Raw genomic sequence first — 15,707 nt, 5'->3', positions numbered from 1 at the left:
GCTCCTCAGCCTGCCGCCGGCAGCGGGGCCGGCACCTGGTGCGGCTCGGGCTCGGGAATCGGCACCGGAATCGGCTTGATCAGGTGGGCCCGCGCATCGGCTGCCGTGTGCCAGAGATTCCAGGCCATCACCACCATGCCCGACAGCACGAAGCAGCCGCCGAACCAGCGGATCAGGTACATCGGCTTGATCGCGATCAGGCTGTCGAGGAACGAATAGGTCAACGAACCATCCGCATTGGTGGCGCGCCACATCAGGCCTTCGGTCACGCCGGCGGTCCACATCGAGCCGATGTACAGCAACAGGCCCGTCATATGCAGCCAGAAGTGCACTTCCATGCCCTTGTTCGAATACATCGCCGGCTGGCCCAGGGCGCGCGGCGCCATGGCATAGAGCGAGCCGATGGTGATCATCGCCACCCAGCCGATCGAGCCCGAATGCACGTGGGCGATGGTCCAGTCGGTGTAGTGGGACAGCGAGTTCACGGTCTTGATCGCCATCATCGAGCCTTCGAAGGTGGCAGCGGCGTAGAACACCAGCGACATCACCATGAATTTCGCGGCGGGATCGGTCTTGAGCTTGTGCCAGGAGCCGTTGAAGGTGAGCAAGCCGTTGGCGGCCGAGCCCCAGCTCGGCATCAGCAGCACCAGCGAGAACGCCATGCCCACCGACTGCACCCAGTCGGGCAGCGCCGTGTACATCAGGTGGTGCGAACCCGCCCACATGTATACGGAGATCAGTGCCCAGAAATTGACGATGGAGAAGCGATAGCTCCACAGCGGCTGCTGCGCCTGCCGCGGCACGAAGTAATACATCATGCCGAGGAAACCCGCGGTAAGGAAAAATGCCACCGCGTTATGGCCGTACCACCACTGCACCATCGCATCGACCACACCGGAGTAGACCGGATACGACTTGGTCAGGCTGATCGGCAGCGCAATGTTGTTGACGATATGCAGCAGGCCCACCGCGATGATGAAAGCGCCGTAGTACCAGTTGGCCACATAGATATGCCGGATGCGACGGCGCCCGAGGGTGGCGAAGAACACGACGCCGAACGAGACCCATACCATGGCGATGAGGATGTCGATGAACCACTCGGGCTCGGCGTATTCCTTGCTCTGCGTGATGCCCAGTGGCATCGTCGTCATGGCCAGCACGCAGATCAGCTGCCAACCCCAGAACGTGAGCTCGGCCAGGCGTGGCAGTGCCAGGCGGGTGTGGCCGGTGCGCTGCACCACGTAGTAGCAGGTGCCCATCAGGGCCGAGCCGCCGAATGCGAAAATCACACCGAAGGTGTGATCGGGCCGGATACGGCTGAAGGTCAGCCAGGGAATATCGAAATTGAGGGCGGGCCACATCAACTCGGCGGCGGCGTAAACCCCTACCGACATGCCGATGATCCCCCAAACGGCCGCTCCAAGCAGGAACAGGCGGACGACTTTGTCGTCGTAGTACTCGGTCACAGACATGCAAACCCCACCTTTTCAATGGATGGATGGTGCCCTGATCAAACGTCGCACTTCGATGACTTGGATCAATTTCCGCCAATCATAGCCTTACAGACCCGCGGTGTGTTGCCACAGTCTTGCTTGGATTCCGCGGCAAGCATTGATCAAATTGGCGTGACGACTCGCCGGCTTGTTGACCCGGATCAGCGCGAAAACTCTTGCGCTCTGGCAAGCTTCGCGGCAGGTCGCTGGAGCGCGGGAATGACCCACGTCGTCACTGAGAACTGCATCAACTGCAAGCACACCGACTGTGTCGAGGTATGTCCGGTCGACTGCTTTCATGAGGGCCCCAATTTCCTGGTGATCGACCCGGACGAATGCATCGATTGCACCTTGTGCGTCGAGGAATGCCCGGTCGATGCGATCTTTGCCGAGGGCGACGTGCCGGCGGGGCAGGAGCCTTACCTGGCCCTCAATGCGGAGCTGGCCAAGAGCTGGCCGGTGATCGCCGTAAAGATACCCGCGATGCCGGATGCCGCTGAATGGGACGGCAAGCCAGACAAGTTGCGTCTGCTAGTCCGCTGAGTGGCGTGCGGCCCGTGCCGCGGATGGTCAGGCAGCGCGCGCCCGCCATCGATTGATGGCGAAACCCAGGGCCAGCATCAGCGCCACCGCCAGCTGGGCCAGCAGCGACTGCCAGGTGGGATAGATGCCGAGCAACTCGATGGAAGGAACCGGCGCCACCGTGACGGCAGTCCAGCCCGCCTCCTGCAACGCGGCCACGCCCTTTCCGGTCAACACGATGGCCAGGGCGGCGATGATCAGGGAGCTGACCGAGAAGAACACGCCGAGCGGGAGGCGCCGGCTGGTCCGCAGCAGCACATACGCGATCAGGCCAAGGATGAGGGCGCCGGCGGCAATGCCAGCCAGCAGCCAATGCCCCTGGCCCTCGTTCCACAGTGCCGTATAGAACAGGATGGTCTCGAACACCTCGCGGTAAACCGAGATGAAGGTCAGGCCGAAGACGAACCAGGCGGACTTGCGGTCCAGGGCCGTGGCCATCTTGGCCTTCAGATAGCTCTGCCAGCGCCCACCGATACTCTTCTGATGCATCCACAAGCCGACGCCGAGCAACACCGCCGCGGCAAACAGTGACGACAGGCCTTCGGTCAGCTCGCGACTCGCCCCGCTGATCGAAATGGCGTAGCTGGCCACGGCCCAGGTCAGCGCACCCGCCAGCAAGGCCAGCAGCCAGCCCGCATGCACATAGCGCGTGGCGTCATGCCGGTCGGCCTTGCGCAGAAAGGCGAGCAGCGCCACCACCACCAGCAGGGCTTCCAGTCCTTCGCGAACCAGAATAGTCAGCGCGCCCAGGAAGATGGTCAGCGGGCTGCTCGCTGCCGCGGACGTCACCTGGCCGGCGCGCGCCAGCAGGCCGTCGATGGTCGCTGCCTGCGCGGCGATCTCATCGCCCGAGGTGTCGTTCGACAAGGCGGTGCGATAGGCGCCCATGGCGGTCTCGATACGCGCGCGTAGTTCACCGTCGCGGGTATTGAGCTGGGCCTCGACCGGTTCAACACCATCCAGATAGGCGGACAACGCGAGTTGGCGGGCTTCGTCCACGTTGCCGGCGCGATAGGCCGCCGTGCTGGAGGCGAGGCGGGCGCGGGCGAGCGCGATGCCCGTCAACGCCTGTTGGACGGCGCCAGGGTTCGCGCGCAGATAACCCATGATCAGCCGGGCCTGTTCGGTACCGAGCGTGTCGGACAACTGCGTGACGCGTGCGCGGGAAAGTTCGCTGAGCGACGCAATATCGCTGCGCGCGGCGTCGTTGTCATGCCAGGCGCGCGCGCCGTTGGCGGTCGCTGCGGGATAGGCGAGCGTGCCGACGTAGTAAGCGAGCGCCCAACGATCGTCGCTGGACAGCGTGCTGGCGTAGCTCGCCATGGGCGTACCTGCCACGCCCTGGGTGATCACTTCATAGAGCGACAGCGCACTGCGTTGATCGGCGCGTTGCTGGCTGGTGAAGTCGACCGGGCGCGGCGTGAGGCTGAGTCCGACCGGACCGTCGCCGTGGCCGCCCGCGCCATGGCAGGCCGCACATTGGGCCTGATACAGGTTGGCACCGCGTGCGAGATCGGGTGCGTGGACGGGGGCCGTTGGCACCGGATAGCTCTGCAGCAGCGCGTCTGCGAGGGCATGCGCTTCGCGCGCCACTTGCGCCTGCGACGCCTTGGCGTCGATCGACGCCACCAGCTGATCGGCTTGCTGCTGCAGCGCGGCTGACGCGGGCGCGGGGGGCAGCGCGCGAATGCGCTCGCGCGCATTACGTGCGAACTCGCGCATCTCGGCATATTCGGAAGCGCTGATCACGGCGCCGTTGTTTACCGCGCCGGCGTAATCGGTGGCGAGGTAATCGAGCATCTGCCATGTCTGCGACACGCTGGATGGCGCGTCCGCCGCATGCATCACGCTTGCCAGCGTGAGCAGGGCCGACAGGGCCAGCGCGCGGCCAAGGTCAAATCGCTTAAAAATGCGAGTGCTTCTCATTTGTATAGTGTGCGCCTGCAACCCATTCGCATGGAAGGGGGCGGCGATACGTCGTCAGCCGCTGCGGCATTACGACACGATGTGCAGCGGCCCGATGATGGGGGAGGGATGCTCCAGCGACAGCCTGCCCAGGTTCATGCCGAGACTGAGGCCTTGGGCAACGCGCTCGGCCGTGCCAATGAAAAGCTCGGCGGTCGACGCTTCGAAAACCTCGTGGGCGGTGTCCCGCCACAGCGCCAGCCAGCGTCGAAAGAACGCTTGCGGAAACGGTGGCAGCTCACGATGCGCGCGCATGGGATTGCCGTGATAGCGGCCCGAGCGCAGCACGATGGATGACCAGAAGTCGCGCAGGATGCGCTTGTGCGCGGTCCAGTCCGCGATGGCGCCATGGAAGATCGGCCCTAGCTGCTCGTCCGCGCGAACCTTGTCATAGAAACGATCGACCAGGGTGGCAATGCCGACCTCGGTGGCCGTGGCGAACAGCGGCATGGAGTTCTCCGGAAACAGTGCAATCGATCAGCCCGGCTTGCCGTCACGACGTGGCGTGAGATAAATCCACAACGAGCGCGCCACCCAGGGCATCAACACCAGCAGCCACAGCGCGGCCGCCGCTACGTAGTACGGCAAGGGGCGCGACGCGCATTCGGCCAGCACACGGATCAGCGCAACCACTTGCATGCCGACAAAGCCGATCCACGGCAGCGGTCCCATCACCAGCGGCCGGCCGGAATGACCATGCGTCACGCGGGTCACCATGGCCACCAGCATCGAGCTGAAGAAGCCGATGGTGAGCGCGTGCAAGGGGGCCAGCGGCCAACCGGCCGCGCCCGTCGCCATGACGCGCAGGCTGTCGACCGTGAACAAAGCAAACGACAGCGGCAACCAGGCCAGCGCGATATAGAGCACGGTCAGCAGCCCTGGTCCGCGTGCTTTCCACGGTTGCCAGGCCAGCCATTGCCATAACAGCAGCGCCGTCAGTGGCAGGTCGGCCAGCCAGCGCCAGGCTTGGGCATCGCGCAGGTCGAAGGCGAGGTGGGCGAGGCTGAGGATCCATACACCCAGCAGCGACCAGGCCGGGCGTACGACGCGATATCCGGCCAGCACATTGTTGGAAAAGAACGGCACCATGCGATGCGCGACGGTGAAGTACACCGGCACCAGCAAGCCGAATGTGCCGATGCCGATGGCGATCGGCATCAGTGCCGGCGATCCGCCCACGGCATAGAGCAGGGCCAGCGCAAGCCCCAGCGCCCCCAGGACCAGGGCCGCGTAAGCCGAAACCGACCAAACATCCCGATACCCATGGCGATGCAGCCGCGCGCCGAGCGCGAACATCGCTGCCAGCCAGCCGAGCAACATGGCGACCAGGCCAAGCGGCAGGACGATGGGGGCGCCGCTCTGCGCGGCAATCACCAGTGCGGCGCCGCCGAACATGAGGGCAAACACCGCGGCGTAGATGCGCTTCGGCACGGCAGGGAGATCGAGCCAGCGCGGAAACACCGTCAGCAGAAAGCCGAGCACGAACGGCGCGAGCGTGGCGTACTGCATCAGCAAGCCGTGCGCCCAGGCGACTGGCATGGCATAGCGCACGAACAGCCAGCCGCGCCACGACGCCAGCAAGGCCCACGTCCACCAGGCCATGCTGGCCAAAAGCGCCGTCGCACCCATGAAAAACATCGCCCGGTGCGGAGCCTCGAGCAGCGTCGTCAGCGGCTGGGTAGGCGGAATGGCTGGCTTTGCGGAGCGCATGAAAAGGATGCCTGGGCCAGTGGCGCCAGAAACGGAGAGCGCCAGTCTGACGATGCCCGCCCGTGCTGCGCTCTGACCTGGGTCAGAATTTTCTCACCTGGCTCGTGAACGACGCGACTCGGTGGGCGGAGCATATTCCTGTTGCCACGTACCGCTTGTATCGCCGGGGAGTGACGCCACCTTTGCCATGAGCGCCACGGCGCATGCGCACCTCATCAGGAGAACTCCCCATGCATATCGATTTGACTGGCCGGATGGCCGTGGTGACCGGATCGACCGCCGGCATCGGCCTGGCGATCGCGCAAGGCCTCGCGGCCGCGGGCGCCCACGTGGTGATCACCGGCCGCACCCAGGCGCGCGTCGACGAGGCCCTCGCCAATGTGCGCGCGGCCGTCGCCGGATCCACGCTCACCGGTCTGGCGGCTGATCTGGGCACGCTGGCCGGCGCACAGCGGCTCATCGCGACGATTCCGGATGCCGACATCCTGATCAACAACCTGGGCATCTTCGAGCCGAAGGCGTTCTTCGATATTCCGGACGAGGACTGGCTGCGCTTCTTCGAGGTGAATGTGTTGAGCGGCGTACGCTTGTCGCGGCACTACGCGCAGGGGATGGCCAGGCGCGGCTGGGGCCGCATCCAGTTCGTATCCAGCGAGTCGGGCCTGCAGATTCCGGCGGAGATGGTGCATTACGGGATGAGCAAGACGGCGCAGTTGGCCGTTTCGCGCGGGCTGGCCGAGTCGCTGGCGGGTACCGGTGTGACGGTGAACGCGATACTCCCGGGGCCAACGCGCTCCGAGGGAGTCGGTGACTTCTTCGGCAAGATCGCGGCCGAGCAAGGCGTATCGCAGGAGCAGGTGGAGCGTGACTTCATCCAGACGCACCGTCCATCGTCCCTGATCAAGCGGTTGGCGACGGTGGAAGAGGTGGCGAACCTCGCCGTGTATCTTGCGTCCGAACAGGCGTCAGCGACGACCGGTGCCGCCATGCGTGTCGATGGTGGCGTGGTGCGTTCGATTGCCTGAGGGAAGCAACTCCGGAGAGGTCATGGCCGGACGATTCGGGTGCCCACTGTGCGGTGGCCCGAGTCGTTGAGTGCCGTTCATGGCTTACGTTTCATCAACGCATAAAGAGGTGCCGTCAACAACAGGACGAGGAGCGCCCGGCGGCCCAGGAGGTCGGATTGACCCACCACCACGCCTACGCAATACAAGCATGCGATCACGCCTGCGATAAGCAGTGCCCGCCGTCTTGACCTCGGCAGCTCGATGGTTTGATCGAGGCGCCACATCGAGATCACCGAGTAGATGTAAGGAAGCGCCATCAAGACCACGGTCGCGTTGGTGATGATGGAAAACTGCTTGGCGATCGAGGGCGATGCTGTGAGCACCAGTAGTCCTGTCATCAGCAGGCCGGTGATGACGAGATTCTGCGTGGGCATGCCATGATCGTTGGTCACCGCGAATCGGCGCACGAACATGCCGTCGCTGGCAGCGGCCTGGGCCGACTGGGCCACGATGAGGATCCAGCCAACGAGGGCGCCGGCCGCCTTCAGGATGGCGGCCACCGAGATCACTTCGGCCGCCCATGGCCCCAGCATGATGCGCGCCGCGTCGGCGAACGGAGCCGCCGAATTCTTCAGTTGGTCGTTGGGAAGTATGCCCATGATGGCCGTGCAGCAGGACACATAGATCGCTGTTGCAATGACGAGCCCGATAATCGTCGCCAACGGTACGTTGCGATTGGGATTCTCGATGATGCCGGCCGAGACGGCCGCACTCTCGACGCCGAGAAACGCCCACAAGGCGATGGACGCGCTTTGGGCCACGGCGGAATGCGTGGGCAGGGAACCTGGATTCCAGCCGGCGCTGAAGACTTCCGGTTTAAACCACAGCCAACCAAGCACGCCGACAAAGGCGATCGGCAGGATGCCGGCAATCGTGGTGATGCTGGTGAATTCGCCGATCGTCTTCGCACCACGCGAGTTCAGCCAGATAAAGAGCCAGATCACGGCGGCCGTGCAGCCATTCGCCATCCAGGGGCTCTTCAGGATCGGAAAGAACACCGCCAGGTAACCGGTGACCGATATCGCGATGGCGACATTGCCGATCACGTTCGCGCCCCAGTAGAGCATATTGGTCTGGAACGCCGCGAACGGTCCCATATGGTCGCGCGCATAGGCATAAGGCCCACCGGCCTGTGGCTGGACCATGCCCAGGTGCGCGAACACCAGGCCTAGCGCACTGGCGCCGATGGCCGAGATGATCCAGCCAAAGATCGAAATGCTGCCGATGCTGGCCAGGCTGGAAGGAAGCAGGAACACGCCCGTGCCGACCATGTTCGCCACGACGAGCGAAGATGCACCGACCAAACCCATCTTCTTTGCCTGTGGCGCCGCCATGCTTACTCCCGTTTGCGTACTCCGTGCAGATTCCCGCTCATGCATCTGCTGGCAGCGGATCGAGCGTCACGCCTCCGGTAACGCCATGAGCCCCAACTTCCTGCGCGAGGCAACCTCGCCCGATGTCTCGATCAAGTTACGTCCGTGATGGCGGGTACGGCGGTGTTCACTTCTTCTTGGGCGTCTTGGCTACCTTGGCGGGCGCCGTCTTCTCCACAATGACACGCACCCACATATCGCCCTGGGCATCGGCGTGGACGTTTTGGACTTCGCGGCCAAAACCGGGGAAACGCCTGCCGTACTCCTCCACCGATGTCAGGAATTTCAGGATCGGCCCGCCCTTGGCGTCGACGCGCTCGCCAGGCATCAGCACGGGAATGCCCGGTGGATACGGCACGATCATCAAGGCGGCCAGGCGGCCCGGCAGGTCACCAATGCGGATCTCTTCGGTGTCGCCATGGATGAGTTTCTGGTAAGCCTCGGACGGCGTCAGCACCTGTTCGGAAAGCACTTCGCCAGCCTCGTTGGCCATCGCCTGCAGATCGAGATCCGTCATGACCTTGTGCATCTCGTCGCACAGCTGCGGCAGCGTGACCCCGTGGTAGCGCTCGGGATGCGCCTGCACGAGGTCGGGCAAGGCTTCTTCCAGGCTGGCGTCGCGATCGTAAAGTCGCTTGAAGGCGAGCAGGGTCTCGAGCAGGGTGCCCCATTTGCCCTGCGTGGTGCCTACCGAGAACAGCACCAGCACGGTGTAGTCACCGGTGCGGGCAATCGCCTGCCTACGCGCATCCAGGAACTTGCTGAGAATCGCCCCTGGAATGCCACGCTTGGCGAGCTTGCCCTGCGCATCGGTGCCAGGGCAGACGATGGTGACCTTGGTCGGATCCAGCATGCAGAAATCATTCGCCACGACATCATCCGGCAGGCCGTGCCAGGACTCGCCAACGCGCAGCGTCCAGCATTTGGGATCGTTCGCCAGGGCATCCACCGGTGCGGATGAGAACTCCACGTTCTTGCCGCCGACCTTGACCGTGTCGGGCTGGAACAACGAAAAGAACCATTCGTTATCCTTCTTCAGGCGCTTGGCCACCGACGCCACAGCCTGGCGGAACTCCACGGCATAGCCGATGGTTTCGCGCAGCAGGGCGCTGCCGGAAGGCTCGTCCATCATCGCCGTGGCGATATCCAGCGATGCGATCAAGGGATAGAACGGCGACGTCGTCCCGTGCATCATGAACGCTTCCTTGAGTGGCGACCACGCCAGCTCGCCACGCTTGCTATTGCTTACGTGAATATAGGAAGCCATGGAAAACGCAGGCAGCATCTTGTGCGTCGACTGCACCGCCAGCACGGTCGGGCGGTTCTTCATGTCTTTCGGGATGCCCATCGCATAGCGATGCTTGTAGATAGGGTGAAACTTGCCGTAGGCATACCATGCCTCGTCGAAGTGGACGCGAGGCACGCTTTCCGCCAGCCATTCCGCCACCTTGTCCACGTTGTACATGATGCCGTCGTAGGTCGGGTTGGTGACCACGGCGTAGACCGGCTCCTTGGAATTCGCACCCGCGGTCAGCGGGGATGCGGCGATCAGGGAGCGGATGTGTTCCTTGGTGAAGCGCTTGGGTGGAATCAGGCCGATCATGCCGAGGCCATTGCGGCTCGGCTGAAAATACACCGGTCGCGCTCCGGACAGCGTCATCGCGTGATTGAGCGACTTGTGGCAGTTACGGTCGGCGATGACCATGTCGTTCGCGCCGATCGACGCCTGCACGACGATGCGGTTGGATGCCGATGATCCGGCAAGCACGTAGAGCGTCCAGTCGGCGCCGAAGATGCGGGCGGCCATGCGCTGCGAATCCGCCGGTGGACCTTCGATGTCGAGCCAGGAGCCAAGCTCGGCATTGGAGATGCCGATATCCGCGCGCATGATGTTTTCGCCAAAAAAGTGATGGAACTCGGCGCCCGCGGGATGCTTGAGGTAGGCGGCGCCGCCCATGTGACCGGGCGCATCCCACTGGTAGGTGCCTTCTTCGGTCAGCTTCTTCAACGCCTTGAAGTAAGGCGGAAGCAGGTCTGAGTGGTAATTGTCGATGGCGAACTGTATGCGGCGCGCGAGAAAGTCCGGCGTCTCGCCGACCAGGTTCACGTATTCACGCACCTCGCGGATCACGCTCAACGGGATGTCCTGGATCGTCGAGCCGCGGCTGAGCAGGAAGATCGGAATCCTGAGTGATTTCTCTCGCACCGCGCGGATGATCTTCAGCACCGCGCTTTCGCTCATTTCCGCGGTCTCGCCGAGATCCCAGTCGACGGCAACGCAGGAGTAGGTGGCTGAGCCTTGCGCAATGGCAAGTCCATCCTCGCAGGTCAGTGCGCGCAATACCTCGATGCCACGGGCCTGGATGGCCTTGCCGATGCGTTCCAGCGCAAGCCGGAAGGCGGAGCCTTCATCCGGCGGATCGCTCGTGATGTAAAGCAACCAGGGATTGTTCATCGACATGATGTCTATCCTCGATAGCGGAAGATCCGTCGCGAAGCGGCGATGGGTAAGCCTCGCGGGCGGCGGCCGTTTGGCCACCGCGCGACCGATGCGTTGCCTTGCCGGGCATGCACGCCATCAAGGCGTTTTCAGGCATTGCACGTAATACTCGCCATCCTCTGCTTCGACGCCGTGGGTGTCGTGGCCAAACCCGGGGAAGCGCTTGTCCCAGCCCTGCAGGGATTTCAGATAGCCGATGTGTGGCCCATTCGCCGCGCCGGCCGACTCACCCGGCATGACCATCGGAATGCCCGGAGGATAGGGCACGATGCTGGTGGCGAGTATGCGTCCCGCAAGATCAGGCAGCGCCACCCTTTCCACTTGCCCGCGTATCAGCAACTGGTACGCATCGGCCGGGGACATCTTGATCGCGGGCAGCTGCGAATAGGCTTTCTGCAGGTGGGCGGTCTGGCCGCCCTTCTTCAGCTCGGTGAACATCTGATCGCCGAGGCCGCGCAGGCCCAGCCCTTCGTAGCGATCCGGATGACTCTTGACCAGGGAGGGCATGATCCGCGACAGCGGGGCGTCCCGGTCATAATCGCGCTTGAAGTCCAGCATGGCCGTCAGCAAGGTGCTCCACTTGGCCTTGGTGATGCCGATGGAGAACAGGAACAGCACGGCGAAGTCGCTGGTCTTCTCCACTTCGATGCCGCGCGCATCCAGGTAGGCCGTGAGCAGCGAGGCCGGGAAACCGGTCTTGGCCAGCGAGCCGTCGTCGTCGACGCCGGGTGTCAGGACCGACACCTTGATCGGGTCGAGCATGCAATAGCCGTCTTCGAGCTTGTCGAAGCCATGCCAGGTATCACCCGGGTGCATCACCCAGCAGTCCGGATCCGTGGCCAGCAGTTCCTGCGGTGCGTCTTCGAAGGCGACGCGCTTGCCGCTCTTCGGGTCCTTGACCTTGTCCGGATTCCAGGTGCGGAAGAACCACTCTTTCTTCTTCTCGAAGTCGCGGCGCAGGCGGCCCACCACCTGGCGGAAGGTGACCGCCTCATCGATGCTCTCGCGGGTCAATGCGATACCGCTGATGCCATCCATCATGGTCGCGGCGATCTCGTTGGAGGCGATGATCGGATAGAACGGCGAGGTGGAGCCGTGCATCATGAACGACTCATTGAAGCGCTCATGCGGCATCGGGTTGCGGCCGTCGCGGATATGGATGTACGAAGCCTGCGAGAACGCCGCCAGCAACTTGTGGGTCGAGTGGGTGGTGAACACCGTGGGACCCTTGGGATCGTGTTCCGACGCCTCGCCGTGCATGGCCAAGCGCCCGGCGTACAAGGGATTGAAGCGGCCATAGCCGTACCAGGCCTCGTCCCAATGCACGCGATCCAGCCAGCTGCCCACCTCTTGCTGCACGCGCTTGACGTTGTAGCAGAGGCCGTCATAAGTGGAGTTGGTCACCACCATGAAGACCGGGTTCTTGTCCTTGAGACCCTTGGCCAGAGGATTTGCCGCTATTTCCTTGCGCAGGGTGGCCTGGACGAAGCGTTCGGGATAGATCGGCCCGATCAGGCCGTAGCGATTGCGCGACGGCACCAGGTATTGCGGAATGCCACCCGTCAAGGTCAGTCCGTGCTCGATCGACTTGTGGCAGTTGCGGTCGCATAGCACCACCTGGTCGCGCCCGACGCAGGCCATGAAGATGATGCGATTGGAGGTGGACGAGCCGTTGGTCACGGTGTAGCTGCGATGCGAGCCGAAGATGCGCGAAATGTATTTCTCGCTATCGCCAATCGGGCCGTTATGGTCGAGCAGGGAGCCGAGCTCGCCGACGCTGATGGAAAGGTCGGTGCGAAAGACATGCTCGCCGTAGAAATCGTAGAAGGCGCGGCCAGCCGGATGCTTAAGGAAGGCGGTGCCGCCGGTATGGCCGGGCGTATGCCACGAATATTCGTGCACCTGGTTGAACGCCTGCAGGGCGGACGTCAGCGGGCCGAACATGTTGCTGAAGTAGACATGCATGGCGGCCTGGACGCGCCCGCCCACGAAGGTGGCGACGTCCTCGAGCAGCCAGACCAGTTCGTTGATGGCCTCGACCAGTTCGACATTCAGCGTCTTGGCCTTGTCGCGCTCGGTCAACAAAAAGATCGGCACGTTCTCGTTGCGCGAGCGGATCAACTTGATCAGGCTGGTGGCCGCCTGGTTGTCGAGCGACTTGCCACTGTCATCCGGCAACGACCAATCGATCATCATCGCGTGGATGGCCGCGTCCGAGACGATAGTTGCGCGTGCATCCTCCAGGGCCGAGGCCATCACCGTTTCGATATTGCGATCGGCGAATTCCTCCGCCAGGGTGCGGCAGGCCCGGCCGCCCGCGCTGTCGAGGTTTCCCGCTTGGGCGTGGGCCAGAAGCACGCGGAATTTCTGGCGCTGGTTGCGACGTTCAAGCATGGCTTCACACCTCGAAGTTGTTGTTCACGGGACGTGCCGTGGCGGGGACGAAATGGTTGTCATCGACGTGCGCATGGCTGGCGGAGGTGGGCCGTTCGGCGTCGTCCGCAATTACGGGTTCAGGTCGTAGCGCAGCGTCGTCTGGATGCGCTGGCCCTGGCCGCGCGCGTCGGTAAGGTCGATGTTCTGGCCCCACAGGTATTCGATACCGACCATGGCGCGTTCACTGAACTGCCAGGCCAGGTTGAGCGACCCGAACTTCGTACTCTTGGGCAGGGTCTGGTCGATCAACAGGTTGGATTGCGGGCTGATGCGCAGGTAGCCGTAGGACAGGCTGCTGCTGAGATCGCTGCTCCAGCCGTGGGTGTAGCCGGCGCCCCAGCCGCGGGCCCGGATCCCCCGCAGGTCGCCCTGGGTATTGAAGGCGGCATCCAGGCCCAGGCCCGAGATGTCCTGCAGGAAGTTGGCATACCCCCGCCCATTGCTGACCCAGCCCTGCACGCTGTCACGCTCGAACAGCTTGGTGGTGCCGGTGAGCTGCGTGGCATAGCCGTTGGTGCCGCGGGTGCGCGCTGTCGCGCTCTCTACCCGCAGGTCACGCCACAGGTTGGCCCACTGGATATGCCAGCTAGGCGCTTCCCAACGTAGCCCGAACACGAAGTCCGGCCGCCGCGAATACGTGTTGAAGCCCTCGACCGTGGTGATATCGGCGTTCGGTTTCTCCATCGACAGCGGCAAGGTCAGCAAGCTGTCGCCGCTCTTGTAGAGGATCGGCGAGAAGCGGATCTGCGGACCGTATTTGAAGGTGAAGGAGTTCGGTCCTTCATAGTCGAGGGTGTTGGGAAACACGTCGATATCAGTAAAGGCCGAAATGTTGTAGCCGGCCAGCAGGGTGAAGCGCTCGTTATCCAGCTCGCCATAGAAGTACTGCAGGTTGTACGGCATGTCGCCAGTACCGCTGCCGAAGAAATTGTTCTTGTAGACGATCTTCAAGGTGCCGTAATCGGTGTCGCGGCGGAAATCCATGCGGAACACGCTTTGCTTCGCGCTCATGTTGGAGCGCCAGCCGGTGGCGTAGAACGCCGCCCCGCGCACGGGAATGGAGGACGGCACGAACAGGTCTTGCGCACCCATGTAGGTGTTGTCTGCCATGGCATCGACCTGCGCGACCAGGTCGACCTTGAGCAGGTTGCCGGTGTCGCCGAGGCGGACATAGCCATCGGGCAGCGGCTCGGACACACCGGCCGGCGCCGACGGCGGGTGATACTGGGTGGCCTTGGCGGCCTCGAGCTCGGACGTCGGCGTGACCACGGGTGGCTTCGCCGGTTGGCTGGGCGCTTGCGCGGTTGCCTGCGGTTTCGCCGCTTCCTTCGCTTCCAGCTCATCCAGGCGCTGCTGCATTTTTTGCATGACTTGCTGCTGCGCCTGCATCTGCTGACGCATCTGCGCAATCTCGGCCTTCAGGTCCGCGGATGAATCCGTGGATTGCGCCAGCGCTGCTGGCGCTGCCATGCATGTCAACAACGTGAAGGCTAGCGACACGAGCCAGGGGCGTGTCGGCAAACTCGGGACCGAGAGATCACGCGATCGCTTGTGCATCACCAAATCCTCGCCAATCTGAATGGTCCGGATCGCGTGTTCACGCGGATCCGGGGAGCGTCAGTCCGGCAGCGCCGTGTCGTGGAACCAGTCGCGCATCGCCGCATCCGGTGCACCGAAAAACTGTGCATAGATGGTGTCGATCTTTCCCGAGCGGTACAGCCTGCTTAGCGTGGTATCCACCAGCAGGCGGAAATCGTCGTCATTGCGGCTCAGGACGAAGGAAAGGGCTTCGCGATCGAAGATTCGATTCAGCACCATCACCTGGCTACCGGAAGGATCACGCTGGGCCAGGTCGAGCAGTACGGTGCGATCGGCGACGAAGCCATCGGCTCTCCCGTTGATCACTTGACCAATGCCGGTGGCGAGGTCGGGTACGACGGTGATGAAAGCATGGACGTTGAGCTCGGCCCTGCGTTCGGTCAATAAACGCTCCGCCGACGAGCCCCCGATCACGGCGAAACGCCTTTCCTCGAGCACCTGCAGTCGCGGCGACCCGCGCCATACCGGTCGCGTGGTCGCTCCCAGACCTTCCAGCAGGTCGCGGAACGCGGCGGGCGAATCGCGGCGAACCAGGATGCCGATGCCGCTATTCAGTACAGGTATTGAATAGCTGACGTCCGCGCGACGCGCCAGCGTCGCCTCGGACGGTCCGCAGACCAGATCGACGCGCCCCTCTTTCACCGCGCTGTAACGCTCGTTGGCGTCGACGGCGACAAAGTCTACGGGGAGGTTCGACAGGCCCAGCTTTGACTGCACGTCTGCTGCGACCAGGCGACAGAGGGCAATGGCGTAGCCGTCGACCTTGCCGGAGTCGTCCTTGAAGGAAACCGGCCTGGCATTCGCGTAGTAGCCGAGCGTGATCTTTCCCGCTGCGCGGATGCGATCCAGCGTGCTCGCTGCCGATGCCTGCGTTTGGGCAAATAGCATCGATGGCGCCATCACGGCAGCGATCAGCAGGATCAACGGCCAGGTAAATTTTTTGCTTGCCATCAAACGGGCGATCTGCATGTGCCTCTCCTCA

Annotated in this window: 11 protein-coding genes; 2 read left to right on the top strand and 9 right to left on the bottom strand. The window is 63.4% G+C overall.

All coding sequences use genetic code 11. The features are described 5' to 3' along the window. Positions 1-5 precede the first annotated feature (5 nt). On the bottom strand, positions 6-1,472 hold the full coding sequence (gene ccoN, locus OUZ49_RS10280) for a cytochrome-c oxidase, cbb3-type subunit I (RefSeq protein ID WP_266150293.1): 1,467 nt from the start codon (positions 1,470-1,472) through the stop codon (positions 6-8). A 240-nt stretch (positions 1,473-1,712) separates the two neighbouring features. Between ccoN and fdxA the strand changes: the two genes are divergently transcribed. Next, positions 1,713-2,036, top strand: coding sequence for a ferredoxin FdxA (gene fdxA, locus OUZ49_RS10275; RefSeq protein ID WP_266150292.1), 324 nt, complete (start codon positions 1,713-1,715; stop codon positions 2,034-2,036). Between the two features lie 27 nt (positions 2,037-2,063). Here the strand turns inward: fdxA and OUZ49_RS10270 are convergent, their stop codons facing one another. The 3 genes from OUZ49_RS10270 to OUZ49_RS10260 all read right to left on the bottom strand — a co-directional run bounded on the left by OUZ49_RS10270 (position 2,064) and on the right by OUZ49_RS10260 (position 5,750). Continuing rightward, positions 2,064-4,001: an FTR1 family protein gene (locus tag OUZ49_RS10270; RefSeq protein WP_323134923.1), complete on the bottom strand. Its 1,938-nt coding sequence runs from the start codon at positions 3,999-4,001 to the stop codon at positions 2,064-2,066. Positions 4,002-4,070: 69 nt separating this feature from the next. Then, entirely contained in the window at positions 4,071-4,490 is a 420-nt protein-coding gene (locus tag OUZ49_RS10265; RefSeq protein ID WP_266150291.1) for a group III truncated hemoglobin, read from the bottom strand. A gap of 27 nt (positions 4,491-4,517) precedes the next feature. Beyond that, complete coding sequence (locus OUZ49_RS10260) at positions 4,518-5,750, bottom strand: NnrS family protein (protein ID WP_266150290.1); 1,233 nt, start codon at positions 5,748-5,750, stop codon at positions 4,518-4,520. A gap of 230 nt (positions 5,751-5,980) precedes the next feature. On the opposite strand from OUZ49_RS10260, the gene OUZ49_RS10255 reads away from it, so the two are divergent. Further along, entirely contained in the window at positions 5,981-6,775 is a 795-nt protein-coding gene (locus OUZ49_RS10255) for an SDR family NAD(P)-dependent oxidoreductase (protein WP_266150289.1), read from the top strand. 77 nt (positions 6,776-6,852) lie between these two features. On the opposite strand, the gene OUZ49_RS10250 is transcribed toward OUZ49_RS10255, so the two are convergent. The 5 genes from OUZ49_RS10250 to OUZ49_RS10230 all read right to left on the bottom strand — a co-directional run bounded on the left by OUZ49_RS10250 (position 6,853) and on the right by OUZ49_RS10230 (position 15,694). Then, positions 6,853-8,151 carry an amino acid permease gene (locus tag OUZ49_RS10250; RefSeq protein WP_266150288.1) on the bottom strand — a complete coding sequence of 433 codons (1,299 nt, stop codon included), beginning with the start codon at positions 8,149-8,151 and terminating at the stop codon, positions 6,853-6,855. 166 nt (positions 8,152-8,317) lie between these two features. Further along, the gene (locus OUZ49_RS10245) at positions 8,318-10,651 is read right to left on the bottom strand and encodes an Orn/Lys/Arg family decarboxylase (protein ID WP_266150287.1); all 2,334 of its coding nucleotides are present in this window, start codon (positions 10,649-10,651) and stop codon (positions 8,318-8,320) included. Positions 10,652-10,768: 117 nt separating this feature from the next. Continuing rightward, the gene (locus OUZ49_RS10240) at positions 10,769-13,084 is read right to left on the bottom strand and encodes an Orn/Lys/Arg family decarboxylase (RefSeq protein WP_266150286.1); all 2,316 of its coding nucleotides are present in this window, start codon (positions 13,082-13,084) and stop codon (positions 10,769-10,771) included. Between the two features lie 111 nt (positions 13,085-13,195). Further along, the gene (locus tag OUZ49_RS10235) at positions 13,196-14,596 is read right to left on the bottom strand and encodes a DcaP family trimeric outer membrane transporter (RefSeq protein WP_266150285.1); all 1,401 of its coding nucleotides are present in this window, start codon (positions 14,594-14,596) and stop codon (positions 13,196-13,198) included. A gap of 147 nt (positions 14,597-14,743) precedes the next feature. Continuing rightward, positions 14,744-15,694, bottom strand: coding sequence for an amino acid ABC transporter substrate-binding protein (locus OUZ49_RS10230; RefSeq protein ID WP_266150284.1), 951 nt, complete (start codon positions 15,692-15,694; stop codon positions 14,744-14,746). Between the last annotated feature and the right edge of the window lie 13 nt (positions 15,695-15,707).

The sequence above is a fragment of the Dyella halodurans genome (assembly GCF_026283925.1).
Taxonomy (GTDB): Bacteria; Pseudomonadota; Gammaproteobacteria; order Xanthomonadales; family Rhodanobacteraceae; genus Dyella; species Dyella halodurans.
This window is presented reverse-complemented; position numbering and strand designations above follow the sequence as displayed.